13 protein-coding genes are annotated in these 15,150 nt (G+C 68.4%); 10 read left to right on the plus strand and 3 right to left on the minus strand.

The genetic code is table 11. The annotated features are described in order from the left end of the window. Positions 1–64: 64 nt before the first annotated feature. Genes ACQ4L4_RS28830 through ACQ4L4_RS28840 form a run of 3 tightly spaced genes read right to left on the minus strand, consistent with a single transcriptional unit; the run spans position 65 to position 2,283 of the window. Positions 65–904: a BPSS1780 family membrane protein gene (locus tag ACQ4L4_RS28830; protein ID WP_431102195.1), complete on the minus strand. Its 840-nt coding sequence runs from the start codon at positions 902–904 to the stop codon at positions 65–67. Beyond that, on the minus strand, positions 901–1,884 hold the full coding sequence (locus tag ACQ4L4_RS28835; protein WP_431102197.1) for a homoserine kinase: 984 nt from the start codon (positions 1,882–1,884) through the stop codon (positions 901–903). The genes ACQ4L4_RS28830 and ACQ4L4_RS28835 overlap by 4 nt, the downstream gene beginning before the upstream one ends. Positions 1,885–1,938: 54 nt before the next feature. After that, positions 1,939–2,283 carry a hypothetical protein gene (locus tag ACQ4L4_RS28840; protein WP_431102198.1) on the minus strand — a complete coding sequence of 115 codons (345 nt, stop codon included), beginning with the start codon at positions 2,281–2,283 and terminating at the stop codon, positions 1,939–1,941. A 114-nt stretch (positions 2,284–2,397) separates the two neighbouring features. Here ACQ4L4_RS28840 and polA point away from each other — a divergent pair, with 114 nt between their 5' ends. From polA to ACQ4L4_RS28890, 10 genes are all read left to right on the plus strand, one after another. After that, complete coding sequence (gene polA / locus ACQ4L4_RS28845; RefSeq protein WP_431102200.1) at positions 2,398–5,175, plus strand: DNA polymerase I; 2,778 nt, start codon at positions 2,398–2,400, stop codon at positions 5,173–5,175. A 316-nt stretch (positions 5,176–5,491) separates the two neighbouring features. After that, positions 5,492–6,760: a lipoprotein-releasing ABC transporter permease subunit gene (locus tag ACQ4L4_RS28850; protein ID WP_431102201.1), complete on the plus strand. Its 1,269-nt coding sequence runs from the start codon at positions 5,492–5,494 to the stop codon at positions 6,758–6,760. Beyond that, positions 6,753–7,487 (plus strand): ABC transporter ATP-binding protein, encoded by a 735-nt coding sequence (locus tag ACQ4L4_RS28855; RefSeq protein ID WP_377156834.1) that lies wholly within the window; start codon positions 6,753–6,755, stop codon positions 7,485–7,487. Before ACQ4L4_RS28850 ends, ACQ4L4_RS28855 begins: the two co-directional genes overlap by 8 nt. A gap of 120 nt (positions 7,488–7,607) precedes the next feature. Next, the gene (purU, locus tag ACQ4L4_RS28860; RefSeq protein ID WP_377156833.1) at positions 7,608–8,498 is read left to right on the plus strand and encodes a formyltetrahydrofolate deformylase; all 891 of its coding nucleotides are present in this window, start codon (positions 7,608–7,610) and stop codon (positions 8,496–8,498) included. 45 nt (positions 8,499–8,543) lie between these two features. Beyond that, entirely contained in the window at positions 8,544–9,377 is an 834-nt protein-coding gene (locus tag ACQ4L4_RS28865) for a TatD family hydrolase (RefSeq protein WP_431102202.1), read from the plus strand. Continuing rightward, positions 9,370–9,906, plus strand: a complete 537-nt coding sequence (locus ACQ4L4_RS28870; protein ID WP_377156830.1) for a DNA-deoxyinosine glycosylase — start codon at positions 9,370–9,372, stop codon at positions 9,904–9,906. The genes ACQ4L4_RS28865 and ACQ4L4_RS28870 overlap by 8 nt, the downstream gene beginning before the upstream one ends. Positions 9,907–9,946: 40 nt before the next feature. Next, entirely contained in the window at positions 9,947–10,780 is an 834-nt protein-coding gene (locus ACQ4L4_RS28875) for a spermidine synthase (protein WP_377156829.1), read from the plus strand. A 2-nt stretch (positions 10,781–10,782) separates the two neighbouring features. Then, entirely contained in the window at positions 10,783–12,669 is a 1,887-nt protein-coding gene (locus ACQ4L4_RS28880; RefSeq protein WP_431102204.1) for a GspE/PulE family protein, read from the plus strand. A gap of 227 nt (positions 12,670–12,896) precedes the next feature. After that, positions 12,897–13,364, plus strand: coding sequence for a tripartite tricarboxylate transporter TctB family protein (locus ACQ4L4_RS28885; RefSeq protein ID WP_431102205.1), 468 nt, complete (start codon positions 12,897–12,899; stop codon positions 13,362–13,364). Between the two features lie 10 nt (positions 13,365–13,374). Beyond that, a complete protein-coding gene (locus ACQ4L4_RS28890; RefSeq protein WP_431102206.1) occupies positions 13,375–14,883 on the plus strand; it encodes a tripartite tricarboxylate transporter permease in 1,509 nt (502 codons plus the stop codon). Positions 14,884–15,150 lie beyond the last annotated feature (267 nt).

Here is a 15,150-nt window from a genome sequence, read left to right on the forward strand (position 1 = left end):
TCGGGCGATCTGCGTCCAGGTCTGCCGCTCAGGTCTGGGTTCGGAACCGCGTTCAGACCTGCGTTCAGGCCGGCGTGACCGGCGTCTCGGGCAGGTCTTTCGGTGCGCCGAACATGAAGCAGTCGATGAAGGTGAAGTACAGCGAGCAGTAGAACGCCGTCGTCAGGATCATCGCCAGCGGCACGAGCAGGAAGGGCAGCAGATTGGCCAGGCCAAGCAGCATGCCGACGATGGTCAGCACCATCGTCGCGCCGAAGGTCAGCCCGACCCAGACCAGGCCCGACAGCGCGAAGGCGCCCTTGTTGCGCCACACCCCCAGCGTGCTGGAGAAGAGGGCCTGCAGCACGCCCTGGCCGCCCCAGTGGATCAGCGCCGGCGCGTGCCAGAACGGGATCGAGATCAGTCCCGTCAGCAGCAGCCGCAGGCCGATGCCGGTGGTCAGCGAGGGATCGGCGATGGTGGCCTCGATCGCCTTCTGATCGGGCTTGGCGGCGCTGCCCGCCGCGGCCACCTGTTCGACCGCGCGCACCAGGGCGCCGCCGTCCAGCCAGTGGGCCAGGAACATCACGGCGATCGTGCTGAAGGCGTAGACGAAGCCGAGGATCAACTGGTCGCGGCGGCGTTCCTTGGTCAGCTGCAGCGGCTGCGCGAAGACGGCGGCCGTCGGCGTGTGCGACTGCAGCACCTGGTGCGACGCCAGCATGAAGGAAAGCGACACCAGCGGCAGCGCCGCCAGCACCACCAGCTGACCCAGCAGCGGCACCAGCTGCAGCACCGACGAGACCAGCAGGAACACGGCGAACAGCCCGATCAGCGCGATCGGCTTGCGCCGCAGCACCTTCAGCCCGTGGCGCACCCAGAGCAGGCCGTTGCGCGGCGGGACCGTTTGCAGGTGCAGGATCATGACAAGGACTCCAGCGCATGCCAGGGTCTGGCGATGCGCTCGCGCAGGACGCGCTCGAAATGGGTGGGATCGTGGGGTGTGAGGAGGCTGGCCTCGCGCGGCAGGTGGAAGTCCCACAGCCGCGAGATCCAGAAGCGCAGCGCCGCCGCGCGCAGCAGGCCGGGCAGCAGGCGGTGCTCGGCACCGGTGAGCGGGCGCACCGACTCGTAGGCCTTGACGAAGGCGCCGGCGCGCTGCTCGTCGAGGCGGCCGCTGTCCAGGTCGATGCACCAGTCGTTCAGGCAGACGCAGAGGTCGAACAGGAAGCTGTCGACACCCGCGAAGTAGAAGTCGAAGAAGCCGCTGAGCTTCTCGCGCCCGGGCAGGCCGTCGAACATCACGTTGTCGCGGAACAGGTCCGCGTGGACGGGGCCGCGTGGCAGCGCCGCGGCACCGGCGGCGAGCTGCTCCTGGAAGGCCAGTTCGGCGCTCAGCAGCGCGGCCTGGTCGGGCGTCAGGTGCGGCAGCACGACGGGCACCGTCTCACGCCACCAGGGCAGGCCGCGCAGGTTGTCCTGGTGCAGCGGGAAGTCCTGGCCGGCCAGATGCATCCGGGCGAGCCCGGCGCCGACCTGCTCGCAATGGAACACGTCCGGGGCCAGCTGATGCCCGCCGCGCAGCTTGTCCACGACCGCCGCCGGCTTGCCGGCCACGGTGTGCAGGATGCGGTCCTGCGCGTCGGGCTGCGGCGCGGGCACCGGCACGCCCTTGCGCGCGAGGTGCCGCATCAGCTCCAGGTAGAACGGCAGTTGCTCGAAGCTCAGGCGCTCGAAGATCGTGAGCACGTACTCGTGCTGCTCGGCGCCGCGCGTCGTGGTGACGAAGTAGTTGGTGTTCTCGATACCGGCAGTGATCCCCTTGAGCGATTGCAGTTCGCCCAGGGCCAGCGTGTCCAGCAGCGCTTGCGCCTGCCCGGTCGAGACGTCGGTGAATACGGCCATGAAAAGGAAAAAGAACGGACCGGGGGCCGACCGCGGCGGATCAGCCTCGACGGGTCAGAAATTGAAGAGGCGCCAGACCCGCGCGCCCGCGTTGCCGCGGTCGTCGCCCTGGCGGGTGGGGATGTCGCGACCGGTGTCGCCGAGCAGGATCTCGTACTCGGGCGCCTTGCTGTCCTTGTTCTTGACCACGACCTTTTGGGTCAGGCCCCTCACCCGGGTTTCCTCGATGCGGACCTTGTCGTCTTCGTTGACGAGCTGTTCGACCTTCACCTCGGGCACGTCGCGGAACTTCGCGGGCTCGGCGGGGGCCGGGACCGGAGCCGGCGCGTCGGCCGCGTGAGCCTGGAACGCGAAGGCGGCCAGGGCGGCGAACAGAGGGGCGAGGCGGGTGGTTTTCATGGTGGAGCCGATTCTAAGGCTCGCCCCAGGAAAACCCCGCCCCCCCGGGCGAGTGCCGGTTGAAGTCCCGGGCTCCTGCCAGTCCGGGCGCTGCGCGCCTGCAACAATGTCGGGATGAGCAAACCTCTGATGCTGCTGGTCGACGGGTCCAGCTATCTCTACCGCGCGTTCCATGCCATGCCCGACCTGCGCGGTCCCGGCGGGCAGCCCACCGGTGCCATCCACGGCATGGTGGCCATGCTGAAGAAGCTGCGTGACGACTACGGCGCCGAACATGCCGCCTGCGTCTTCGACGCGTCCGGCCCGACCTTCCGCGACGAGTGGTACCCCGAGTACAAGGCCCAGCGCGCGCCGATGCCCGACGCGCTGCGCGAGCAGATCGAGCCGATCCACGAGGTGGTGAAGCTGCTGGGCTGGCCCGTCCTGACGGTGCCCGGCGTCGAGGCCGACGACTGCATCGGCACGCTGTCGCGGGTGGCGGCGCAGGCGGGCCACCAGGTGGTGATCTCGACCGGCGACAAGGACCTGGCGCAGCTGGTGACGCCGGACGTCACGCTGATCAACACGATGAGCAACGAGAAGCTGGACGAGGCCGGCGTGCTGGCCAAGTTCGGCGTGCCGCCGGATCGCATCATCGACTACCTGACCCTGATGGGCGACACGGTGGACAACGTGCCCGGCGTCGAGAAGGTCGGCCCGAAGACCGCCGCCAAGTGGATCGCCGAGCACGGCTCGCTGGACGGCGTGATCGCCCACGCGGACCAGATCAAGGGCGTCGCCGGCGAGAACCTGCGCAAGGCGCTGGACTGGCTGCCGATGGGGCGCAAGCTGGTGACGGTCAAGGTCGACTGCGACCTGTGCGTGCACGTCGCGGGCTGGCCGGCGCTGGAGGCGCTGGCCTTCAACCCGGTCGACGAAGCCGGCCTGCTGGACTTCTACACGCGCAACGGCTTCAAGACCTGGAAGCGCGACCTCGAAGGCAAGCTCGGCGGCGAGGCGCCCAAGCGCGCCGCGCCGGAAGCGGACCTCGGTGCCGCGCGCCCGACCGATCCCTATGCCGAGGCCCAGCATCCCGCGATCCCCGTCGACAAGCGCTACGAGACCATCGTCGACATGTCCCGGCTCGACGCCTGGATCGAGCAGCTGAACGCCGCGGAACTGGCCGCCTTCGACACCGAGACCGACTCGCTGGATCCGATGCAGGCGCGCATCGTCGGCATCAGCTTCAGCGTGAAGCCGGGCGAGGCCGCCTACATCCCGATCCGCCACGACGGCCCGGACGCGCCCGAGCAGCTGCCGATGGACGAGGTGCTCGCGAAGCTCAAGCCCTGGCTCGAGGATCCGCTGAAGGAGAAGGTCGCGCAGAACGTCAAGTACGACACCCACGTGCTGGCCAACCACGGCATCGCGGTCCAGGGGACCGCCTTCGACACGATGCTGGAGAGCTACGTGCTGGAGGCGCATCGCAGCCACGGCCTGGAGGCCCTGGCCGATCGCGTGTTGGGCCGCAAGGGCCTGAGCTACGAGGACCTGTGCGGCAAGGGCGCGCACCAGATCCCGTTCGCGCAGGTCGAGGTGGCGAAGGCGTCGGAGTACTCCTGCGAGGACTCCGAGATGTGCCTGCACGTGCACCAGACGCTGATGCCGCGCCTGGAGGCCGACGCCGGGCTGAAGTTCATCTACGAGCAGATCGAGATGCCGGTGTCGGCGCTGCTGGCGCGCATCGAGCGCACCGGCGTGCTGATCGACGCCGGCCGGCTGCAGGCGCAGAGCGCCGACCTCGGCCAGCGCATGGTCGCGGCGGAGCAGGCGGCTTACGAGATCGCGGGGCAGCCGTTCAACATCGGCTCGCCCAAGCAGATCGGCGAGATCCTGTTCAACCGGCTCGGCCTGCCCGTGGTGAAGCGCACCGCGACCGGCGCGCCGTCGACGGACGAGGAGGTGCTCGAGAAGCTGTCCGCGGACTTCCCGCTGCCGGCCAAGATCCTCGAGTACCGCTCGCTGTCCAAGCTCAAGAGCACCTACACGGACAAGCTGCCGCTGATGGTCAACGCCCGGACGGGCCGCGTGCACACGACCTACTCGCAGGCCGTGGCGGTGACGGGGCGCCTGTCCAGCAACGAGCCCAACCTGCAGAACATCCCCATCCGAACGGCCGACGGCCGCCGCGTGCGCGAGGCCTTCATCGCGCCGACGGGACATCACATCGTGTCGGCGGACTATTCGCAGATCGAGCTGCGGATCATGGCGCACATGAGCGAGGACCCGGGCCTGCTGAAGGCGTTCCAGGAAGGGCAGGACGTGCACCGCGCGACGGCGGCCGAGGTCTTCGGCGGCGGTCTGGACGCGGTCACGCCCGAGCAGCGGCGTTACGCGAAGACGATCAACTTCGGCCTGATCTACGGCATGGGCGCGTTCGGGCTGGCGCAGTCGCTGGGCATCGAGCAGAAGGCGGCGAAGGACTACATCGACCGCTACTTCACGCGTTTCGCCGGTGTGCGGAGCTACATGGACGACACGAAGCAGTTCGCCAAGGAGAAGGGCTACGTCGAGACGGTTTTCGGACGGCGCCTGTGGCTGCCGGAGATCAACTCGGGCAACGGTCCGCGCCGCAGCGGCGCCGAGCGCCAGGCCATCAACGCGCCGATGCAGGGCACGGCGGCCGACCTGATCAAGCTGGCGATGATCGCGGTGCAGCAGGCGCTGGACGAGCAGGGCAAGAAGACGAAGATCGTGATGCAGGTGCACGACGAACTGGTGTTCGAGGTGCCGGACGAGGAACTGGACTGGGTCAAGTCCGAGGTGCCGACGCTGATGGCTGGCGTCGCCGCGCTGAAGGTGCCGCTGCTGGCCGAAGTTGGCGTCGGCGCCAACTGGGACGAGGCGCACTGACTGCCACGGTCGCTGGCCCTCACCCCTCCCTCTCCCGCAAGCGGGAGAGGGGGTAGGAAGGACGCCGGCATGGCTCCTCGTCCGTAGGCCTCGACGCATCGCGGACTCCGGGGCGGGCCCCAGGCCGTTGGCGCATTGAGCCTCCAAAAAAACTGACTGGGGCGCCGTCTGTCCGAGCACAGCGAACCGCAGGTGAGCGGCGCGAGTTGGCGCCCCTGCTCAATGCGCCAACGGCCTGGGGCCCGCCCCGGAGTCCGTTGCTCATCAGCCAGCCCTAAGCGGCGAGGGCAAGGCGAGCGGTTAGCATCCACCCCCTATGAATTGGCCCTATGAGTTGCAGATCGGCTGGCGTTACACGCGAGCTGGGCGTGGAGGGCGCCGCAACCGCTTCATTTCCTTCATTTCTGGCGTGTCGATGTTCGGCATTGCGCTGGGCGTTGCCGCGTTGATCATTGTGTTGTCGGTGATGAACGGCTTCCAGAAGGAGGTGCGTGAGCGGATGCTGTCCGTGATTGCGCACGTGGAGTTGCTGAGCGACACAGGCGAGGGTCTTCCTGACTGGCGCGCGGTCGCGGACCAGGCGAAGAAGAACTCGGAGGTGGCCGCGGCTGCCCCGTTCGTGTCGGGTCAGGCGCTGATTGCGCGGGGTTCGGACATGCGGGGCACGATTGTGCGGGGCATTGATCCGGCGCTGGAGCCGGGCGTGACGCCGATCGCAGAGAAGCTGGCGAAGGACGGCCTGCTGGAGCGTCTGCAGCCGGGCCAATGGAACATCATCCTGGGCATCGAGCTGGCGCGGCAACTGGGCGTGCAGCGCGGCGACAAGATCACGCTGGCGATCCCGTCGGGGCAGGTGACGCCGCTGGGCGTGCAGCCGACGCTGCGGCAGTTCACGCTGGTGGGGGTCTTCGAGGCCGGGCATTACGAGTACGACAGTGGCCTGGCGCTCATCCATGTGGGCGATGCGGCCAAGCTGTTCCGCACCGGCACGCCGAGCGGCGTTCAGCTGAAGCTGCGCGACGTGCAACAGGCCCGCCAGGTCGGCGCGCAATTGCAGCGCGAGATGCTGCAGGCCGGGCAGGCGATCTACGTCCGCGACTGGACCCGCACCAACGCCAACTGGTACGACGCGGTCCAGGTCGAGAAGCGGATGATGGGCATCATCCTGACGCTGATCGTCGCGGTGGCCGCGTTCAACCTGGTGTCGACGCTGGTGATGACGGTGACCGACAAGCAGGCCGACATCGCGATCCTGCGCACGCTGGGCGCCAGCCCGCGTTCGATCATGGGCGTGTTCATGATCCAGGGCGCGTTGGCTGGCGTGATCGGCACCTTGGGAGGACTCGGCCTGGGGCTGGTCGTCGCGCACAACCTGGACGTGATCGTTCCCACCATCGAGAAGCTGCTGCACACCACCTTCCTGCCGGCCAGCATCTACGTCATCAGCCACATGCCGAGCGACCCGCAGTGGTCCGACATCGTGCCCATCACCGTGACCTCGCTGATCCTGGCGTTCGTCGCGACGGTCTATCCGAGCTGGCGCGCCAGCCGCGTCCAGCCCGCGGAGGCGCTGCGTTATGAATGACGCCAAGAAGAACGCAACGCCAGCGGCCGCTCGCATCCCCGCCGGACAGGTGGTGTTGCAAGGGCAGGGGCTGGGCAAGCGCTTCGTCGAAGGACCGCTCGATGTGCAGGTCTTCCACGGCCTCGACGTCACCGTGAAGGCGGGCGAGACGCTGGCGGTGCTCGGCGCCTCGGGGTCGGGCAAGAGCACGCTGCTGCATCTGCTCGGCGGCTTGGACAAGCCGTCCGCCGGCCGCGTCGAACTGATGGGACGCGACCTCGGCACGCTCGGCGAGAAGGCCCGCGGCGACTGGCGCAACCAGCACCTCGGGTTCATCTACCAGTTCCACCACCTGCTGCCGGAATTCAGCGCGCTGGACAACGTCGCGATGCCGCTGCGCATCCGCCGTGTCCCGCAGGAGCAGGCCCGCGAACAGGCCGCGAAGGTGCTGACGCGCGTGGGACTCGGCCCCCGCGTGCTGCATCGACCGGGCGAACTGTCCGGCGGCGAGCGTCAGCGCGTGGCGATCGCCCGCGCACTGGTCACGGGCCCGGCCTGCGTCCTGGCCGACGAACCCACCGGCAACCTCGACCGCTCCACGGCCGCGACGGTCTTCGACCTGATGCTCGAGATGGCCCGCGAGCTGGGCACTGCCTTCGTGATGGTGACCCACGACCAGGACCTGGCGGCCCGTTGCGAGCACCAGCGCCGGCTGGTCGGCGGCGCGCTGCAGCCGCTCGCGGCCTGAGGTTCCGGCGCCCCGGCGTCGCCGCCGAGGCTGGGTTGCCCGATCGCGAGGCCGCGGCCGCTCGTTCCGCCCGCGCCCGGACCGGTGCGGCACGACCGCTGCATTACGATGCGCGTCATCATGACCGCCTCGAAGCCTTCCTCGGAATCCCCGTCCACCCGCTTCATCCTGAAGCTCAGCTGTCCCGATCAGGCCGGCATCGTCCACGCCGTCACCGGCATCCTGCTCGAGCAGGGCGCCAACATCCTGACCTCGGCCCAGCACGGCGACGCCGATCACCGCCGCTTCTTCATGCGCATCGAGTTCGAGTGCGCCGAGGCCCGGCCGGCATCCGCGCTGCGCGACGCCTTCGCGCCGCTGGCGGCGCGGCTGGCCATGGATTGGGAACTGGTCGACGCGCAGCGCAAGACGCGCGTGCTGCTGCTGGTGTCCAAGCTCGGCCACTGTCTGAACGATCTGCTGTTCCGCGTGCAGACCGGTCATCTGGCGATCGAGATCCCGGCGATCGTCTCGAACCACCGCGACTTCTATCAGCTGGCCGCGTCGCACGACATCCCGTTCCACCATCTGCCGCTGCTGCAGGCGAGCGACGAGCAGAAGCAGGCGCAGGAACGCAAGCTCCGCGAGCTGATCGAGGAGCAGCAGATCGACCTCGTCGTGCTGGCGCGCTACATGCAGATCCTGTCGCCGGAGTTGTGCCGCTTCCTGGAAGGGCGCGCGATCAACATCCATCACAGCTTCCTGCCCAGCTTCAAGGGCGCGCGTCCGTACCACCAGGCCCACGAGCGCGGCGTCAAGCTGATCGGCGCGACCGCGCACTACGTGACCTCGGATCTCGACGAGGGGCCGATCGTGGAGCAGGACGTCGCCCGCATCGACCACTCGATGACGCCGGACCAGCTCGTGGCGATCGGCCGCGACGTCGAATGCGTGACGCTCGCCCGCGCGATCCAGTGGCACGCCGAACACCGCGTGCTGCTCAACGGCCATCGCACGGTGGTCTTCCGCTGAGCGACGCGAAGGTACGCGTCTCTTCCAACCCTCCCTGGTGTCGCCATGTGGACTGACACGCACTGCCACCTCGACGCCTCGGAGTTCGACGCCGACCGCGATGCCGTGGTCGCGCGCGCCGTGGCGGCGGGCGTGTCGCAGATCGTGATCCCGGCGGTGGTCGCGGGCAACTTCGAGTCGGTGAAGGCACTCGCGCATGCGCATGGTGTCAGCTACGCGCTGGGCATCCATCCGCTGTACGTGATGCACGCGCGCGACGAGGACCTCGGCCGCCTCGACCGGATGCTGGCCGAGTGCCGAGACGACCCGCGCCTGGTCGGCATCGGCGAGATCGGTCTGGACTTCTTCGTCAAGGACCTCGACGCGGCCACGCAGCAGCACTTCTACGTCGAGCAGCTGAAGCTCGCGAAGCGGCATGGGCTGCCGGTGATCCTCCATGTGCGTCGCAGCGCCGATCAACTGCTCGGCGGACTGCGTCGCATCGGCGTGCAGACCGGCGGCATCGGTCACGCATTCAACGGCAGCCGGCAGCAGGCCGATGCCTTCATCGATCTGGGCTTCAAGCTCGGCTTCGGCGGCACACTCACCTTCGACCGTTCGCTGCAGATCCGCAGGCTCGCCGCGGAGCTGCCGGCGCAGGCGCTGGTCCTCGAGACGGATGCGCCGGACATCCCGCCGCACTGGCTGTACCGCACGGCCGAGGAGCGCGCCGCGGGCGCCACTTCTCGCAACGAGCCGGGGGAGCTGCCACGGATCGGTGCGGTGCTCGCCGGGCTGCGCGGCTGGACGCCGGAGGAAGCGGCAGAGATCACGGGCCGCAATGCGCGCACCGCGCTGCCGCGCCTGGGCGCGCTGGATGCCCCTCGCGCGAATGGCTGACACGCCCGGCGCTCCCGACCTGCGCGAACCTGCCCGCTGGCAGGGGCTCGCGCCCGTCCACGCGCCGGACGCCGAATGGCTGCTGCTGGGGAGCTTTCCCGGTGTCGCCTCGCTGCAGGCGCAGCAGTATTACGGCCATCCGCGCAACCAGTTCTGGCGGCTGGTCGGCGAGGTCTTCGGCGTCGACCTGGTCGCCATGGGTTACCCCGAGCGCCTCGCCGCGTTGCGCGCCCACCGCGTCGCGGTCTGGGACGTGATCACCGAGACCGAGCGCGAAGGGAGCCTCGACAGTGCCATCCGCAATCCCTTCGCCAGCGACCTCGGCCGGCTGCTGCAGGAACTGCCGGCGCTGCGCACGATCGGCTTCAACGGCGGCACGGCCTTGCGCTTCGGGCTGAAGCAGCTCGGACCTCTTGCAGCCCGTTACCGTGTGCTGGGCCTCCCCAGCTCCAGCCCGGCCTACACGATGCCCTACGATGCCAAGCTTCGCGCCTGGCGAGAGCTCGCCGGGCCATCGACCGACAGATGACGAGACCGGGCCCCGCGGACCCGGCATGGGAACGACAGCCGTGAGCAAGCAACGGGACTCGAAGAAGGACAAGAGCGGCAGAAGGACCGACTGGGTGGAAGCGACGCTGAGTGAATTCGACGGCGTGCGTTTCCTTCACCTCGATTCGATCTGGGTCCAGGGCGCCATGCGGCTCAAGAAGCCGGAGAAGCTCGAGCTGGAATACGTCCAGCGGATGATGGCCTGGATGCTCTGGCGCGATGTCCGCGAGATGACCAGCGGGCAGGCGGTGCAGCTCGGCCTGGGCGCCGGCGCGCTGACGCGCTTCTGCCGCAAGCAGTTGAAGATGAAGACCACGGCGGTCGAGATCAACCCGACCGTCATCAGCGCCAACCGGCACTGGTTCCATCTGCCCGACGACGACGACCGGCTGCGCGTGATCAACGAGGACGCCGGCGCGTGGGTGGCCGACGCGGACCACTGGGGCAATGCGCAGGTGCTCAACGTCGACCTCTACGACCATGAGGCGGCCGCGCCGGTCCTCGACGACGAGGCCTTCTACGCCGACTGCCACCGTGTGCTCGCCGACGGCGGGCTGATGACGGTCAACCTCTTCGGCCGCAGCGCCAGCTTCACGCGCAGCGCGGCGCGGATCGCGAAGGTGTTCGGCTCCGACCAGGTCTGGCACCTGACGCCGACCCGCGAGGGCAATACCATCGTCGTCGCGGGGCGCGGCGTGGCGGTGCCGGAGCGCGAGGTGCTCGAACAGCGCGCCGCCCACATCGAGGCCCGCCATGACCTGCCGGCCACCAAGTGGCTCAAGCTCGTGCGCCCCCTGCCGATGAACGTCATCCACCAGCTCCACGCGGCCGCGGCCGTCGACTCCGACGAGTGACCATGAAACACAACACGTCGACGCCTCCCAAGGACAAGAGCGATACGCCCGGCTCCGCTCCCGCGCCCGCATCCAAGGCGGCCGCGCCCCTCCCGGCGCCGTCCGCCCCACCCGCGAAGCCCAAGGCCGCCGAGGCCGGCGGCACGCGGCTCGATTGGCGCCAGCTGCTGCACTGGCTGGCCGAGGACGGCGTGATCGACCAGGAACAGGTCCAGCGCACCGAGGCGCGCTTCGGCACCAGCCAGAGCGCCCAGCATCCGCTGACCCGGCTCGGCGCGGCCGGGCTCGTGCGCATCGCCAATGGCCGATCCCTGGACACCGAGGCGCTGACCGAATGGCTCGCGGGCCGGCTGAAGCTGCCCTACGTCCGCATCGATCCGTTGAAGGTCGACGTCGGCCGCGTCGCCGACGTGATGTCCGCCAGCTACGCCGAGGCGCGCCGCTGCCTGCCGATCCAGGTCGGCCTGACCGAAGTGACCATCGCGGTCGCCGAGCCGCAGGACACCAGCTGGGTGCCGCAGATCGAGTCGCACACCCGCAAGCGCGTGAAGCTGGCCCTGGCCAATCCGCAGGAGATCGCGCGCTTCACGACCGAGTTCTTCACGCTGGCCCGGTCGGTGCGCGCCGCGACGAAATCCGGCGAGGCGAGCCAGCAGGCGAGCTTCGAACAGCTCGTCGAGCTCGGTCGCAGCAACCGCCAGCTCGACGCCAACGACCAGGGCGTGGTGCAGGTCGTAGACTGGCTCTGGCAGTACGCCTTCGACCAGCGCGCCAGCGACATCCACCTGGAGCCGCGCCGCGAGATGGGCGTGATCCGCTTCCGCATCGACGGCGTGCTGCACACGGTCTACCAGTTGCCGCCCACGGTGATGGGCGCGATGACCGCGCGCATCAAGCTGCTGGGGCGCATGGACGTGGTCGAGAAGCGCCGCCCGCTCGACGGTCGCATCAAGACGCGCAATCCGGCCGGCGAGGAGGTGGAAATGCGTCTGTCGACGCTGCCGACCGCCTTCGGCGAAAAGATGGTGATGCGGATCTTCGATCCCGACACCGCCGTGAAGGACCTGGCGCAGCTCGGCTTCTCGACCCACGACGCCGAGCGCTGGAACCGGCTGACCGCGCGGCCGCACGGGATCATCCTCGTGACCGGTCCGACCGGCAGCGGCAAGACCTCGACGCTCTACTCGACGCTCAAGCGCCTGGCGACCGACGAGGTCAACGTCTGCACCGTGGAGGATCCGATCGAGATGATCGAGCCCTCGTTCAACCAGTCGCAGGTGCAGCCGGCCATCGACTTCAACTTCGCCGAGGGACTGCGCGCGCTGATGCGGCAGGACCCGGACATCATCATGGTCGGCGAGATCCGCGACCTGGAGACCGCGGAGATGGCGATCCAGGCCTCGCTGACCGGTCACCTGGTGTTCTCGACGCTGCACACGAACGATTCGGCCTCCGCGATCACCCGCATGGTGGACCTGGGCGTGCCCAACTACCTGATCGATGCGACGGTGATCGGCGTGCTGGCGCAGCGCCTCGTGCGCACGCTGTGCCCGAACTGCAAGGAGCCGGATCCGGAGGTCACGCGCGACTCGCTCAACGAGATGCTCAAGCCGTGGCGCCTGAACGGGGGCGTCAAGCCTTACCGGCCGGTGGGCTGCCTGGACTGCCGCAACACCGGCTTCCGGGGCCGTGCCGGGCTGTACGAGCTGCTTCTGCTGACCGACAGCATCCGCAAGCACCTGCACCCGAACACCGACATGACAGCCTTGCGCCGGCAGGCGGTCCAGGAAGGCCTGCGCCCGCTGCGCCTGGGCGGTGCGATGAAGGTCGCCGAGGGGCTGACGACCATGGATGAGGTGCTGCGCAGCACCCCCACCTGGGAGACCTGAACGGATCCGGCTGACCGGAGCCGGATCCATCCGCTTGCCGCCCCCCAGGCTCGTGGGGGCGGGTAAGCCCGCGCAGACAAGGCGCAAGGCCCGTGCCGAGCGGGCGCGTGAAGATCGCCATACGCCCCGTGCGAGGTGCGGCGTCACCCCTTACGTGATAACCACAGACCTCGATGGGGACCCGATTCCTAGAATCGCGCCCATTCAAGCCGATAGAGGTTCCCTCGATGAAGATCAAGAGTCAACGCGACTTCTGGTCAGGGCTGATGTTCGTGGTCGTTGGCGTCGCGTTCGCGTGGGGCTCGGCAACGAACTACAGCTTTGGCTCCTCGGCCCGCCCCGGGCCTGGTTACTTCCCCTTCGGGCTGGGCGTGCTGCTCGCGCTGCTGGGGGCGGTGGTGCTGTTCAAGGCGCTGACGATCGAGTCGGAGGGCGGCCAGCCCGTCGGCGCCTTCGCCTGGAAGCCTCTGGTGATCGTCGTCGGCGCGATCATCGTGTTCGGCCTCGCCCTGCCGCGGCTGGGCATGATCATCACGCTGCCGCTGCTGATCACGATCGCCTCGCTGGCCAGCGACGAGTTCCGCTGGCGCGATGCGCTGCTCAGCAGCGTGGTCCTGACCGCGGGCAGCTACGCGATCTTCTTCTGGGGTCTGAATCTGGTGATCCCCATCTGGCCAACCTTCCTGGGCGGCTGAGGAGTCACGCATGGATCTGATCAACAACCTGATGATGGGGTTCGGCACGGCGTTCACGCCGGAGAACCTCCTGTACGCCTTCGGCGGGGCGGTGCTCGGCACCCTGATCGGCGTGCTGCCGGGCCTGGGCCCGGTCGCGACCATCGCGATGCTGCTGCCGTCGATCTACGCGCTGGACGCGACACCGGCGCTGATCATGCTCGCCGGCATCTATTACGGCGCGCAGTACGGCGGCTCGACGACGGCCATCCTGATCAACGTCCCCGGCGAGTCCTCGTCGGTCGTGACCGCGATCGACGGCTACCAGATGGCCCGGCAAGGCCGCGCCGGCGCCGCGCTGGCGGCCGCGGGACTGGGCTCGTTCTTCGCCGGCTGCGTCGGCACGATCATCATCGCGGCCTTCGCGCCGCCGCTGACCGAACTGGCCTTCAAGTTCGGCCCCGCCGAGTACTTCTCGCTGATGGTGCTGGGCCTGATCGGCGCCGTGGTGCTGGCCTCGGGCTCGCTGGTCAAGGCGATCTCGATGATCCTGCTGGGCTTGCTGCTCGGCCAGATCAACACCGACGTGATCTCGGGGACGCCTCGCTTCTCATTCGATGTTCCAGAGTTGACCGACGGGATCAACTTCGTCGTGATCGCGATGGGTATCTTCGGCTTCGGCGAGATCATCGCGAACCTCGGCCAGCCAGCCGAACACCGCGAGGTCTTCACCAAGAGCGTCAAGGGTCTGTGGCCGACCAAGCAGGACTTCCATGACGCCTGGCCGGCGGTGTTGCGCGGCACGGCACTGGGCTCGGTGCTGGGCGTGCTGCCCGGCGGCGGCGCGCTGCTGGCGTCGTTCGCGGCCTACACGCTGGAGAAGAAGATCTCCAAGACGCCGGAGAAGTTCGGCAAGGGCGCCATCCAGGGCGTGGCGGGTCCGGAGTCGGCCAACAACGCCGGCGCGCAGACGTCGTTCATCCCGATGCTGACGCTGGGCATCCCGCCCAACGCGGTGATGGCGCTGATGGTGGGCGCGATGACGATCAAGGGCATCCAGCCCGGTCCGCAGGTCATGACCAGCAACCCGGAACTCTTCTGGGGGCTGATCGCCTCCATGTGGGTCGGCAACCTGATGCTGGTGATCCTGAACCTGCCGTTGATCGGCATCTGGATCAAGCTGCTGACCGTGCCTTACCGCTTCCTGTTCCCGGCGATCGTCGTGTTCTGCTGCATCGGCACCTACACGCTGAACAACAACAACTTCGACGTGTTCATGACGGCGGCGTTCGCGGTGGTCGGATATCTCTTCTACAAGCTGAGCTGTGAGCCGGCGCCGCTGCTGCTGGGCTTCATCCTCGGTCCGATGATGGAAGAGAACCTGCGCCGCGCACTGCTGCTGTCGCGCGGCGACTGGAGCACCTTCCTGTCCCGGCCGCTGTCGGCCGGCCTGCTGATCGCCGCGGCGCTGATGGTGGTGGTGGTGATGCTGCCGTCCATCAAGAACAAGCGTGACGAGGCGTTCCAGGACGCGGATTGACCGGCCAGACGCCTTCATGCTTCAACCAAGACCCGCCCCGGCGGGTCTTTTTCTTGGTATGTCGCCGCGGACCTTCCAGGAGAAACAAGGGCTTAGCGGCAGTCCGTGCGAGTTGCGGCCAGCTGTCAACAACTTTCCCCTGTAGCTCTTGCGAGCCGCTTCATCACCATGCTACAGTCGCTGTCTTCGCTGCACAGACATCTGTCTTGCAGCGGCCCCTGAAGGAACTGTCAGGGGTGTCGAATGACTAACTGGGTTTGTCCAGGT

Origin of the sequence: Roseateles noduli, from assembly GCF_050626985.1 — a bacterium.
In the GTDB taxonomy this organism is placed as follows: domain Bacteria; phylum Pseudomonadota; class Gammaproteobacteria; order Burkholderiales; family Burkholderiaceae_C; genus Roseateles; species Roseateles noduli_A.

What these genes read in the sequence shown, in the direction of transcription:
- ACQ4L4_RS28830 (WP_431102195.1), bottom strand. Translation starts at nt 904, where the DNA reads ATGATCCTGCACCTGCAAACGGTCCCGCCGCGCAACGGCCTGCTCTGG.
- ACQ4L4_RS28835 (WP_431102197.1), bottom strand. Translation starts at nt 1,884, where the DNA reads ATGGCCGTATTCACCGACGTCTCGACCGGGCAGGCGCAAGCGCTGCTG.
- ACQ4L4_RS28840 (WP_431102198.1), bottom strand. Translation starts at nt 2,283, where the DNA reads ATGAAAACCACCCGCCTCGCCCCTCTGTTCGCCGCCCTGGCCGCCTTC.
- polA (WP_431102200.1), top strand. Translation starts at nt 2,398, where the DNA reads ATGAGCAAACCTCTGATGCTGCTGGTCGACGGGTCCAGCTATCTCTAC.
- ACQ4L4_RS28850 (WP_431102201.1), top strand. Translation starts at nt 5,492, where the DNA reads ATGAATTGGCCCTATGAGTTGCAGATCGGCTGGCGTTACACGCGAGCT.
- ACQ4L4_RS28855 (WP_377156834.1), top strand. Translation starts at nt 6,753, where the DNA reads ATGAATGACGCCAAGAAGAACGCAACGCCAGCGGCCGCTCGCATCCCC.
- purU (WP_377156833.1), top strand. Translation starts at nt 7,608, where the DNA reads ATGACCGCCTCGAAGCCTTCCTCGGAATCCCCGTCCACCCGCTTCATC.
- ACQ4L4_RS28865 (WP_431102202.1), top strand. Translation starts at nt 8,544, where the DNA reads ATGTGGACTGACACGCACTGCCACCTCGACGCCTCGGAGTTCGACGCC.
- ACQ4L4_RS28870 (WP_377156830.1), top strand. Translation starts at nt 9,370, where the DNA reads ATGGCTGACACGCCCGGCGCTCCCGACCTGCGCGAACCTGCCCGCTGG.
- ACQ4L4_RS28880 (WP_431102204.1), top strand. Translation starts at nt 10,783, where the DNA reads ATGAAACACAACACGTCGACGCCTCCCAAGGACAAGAGCGATACGCCC.
- ACQ4L4_RS28885 (WP_431102205.1), top strand. Translation starts at nt 12,897, where the DNA reads ATGAAGATCAAGAGTCAACGCGACTTCTGGTCAGGGCTGATGTTCGTG.
- ACQ4L4_RS28890 (WP_431102206.1), top strand. Translation starts at nt 13,375, where the DNA reads ATGGATCTGATCAACAACCTGATGATGGGGTTCGGCACGGCGTTCACG.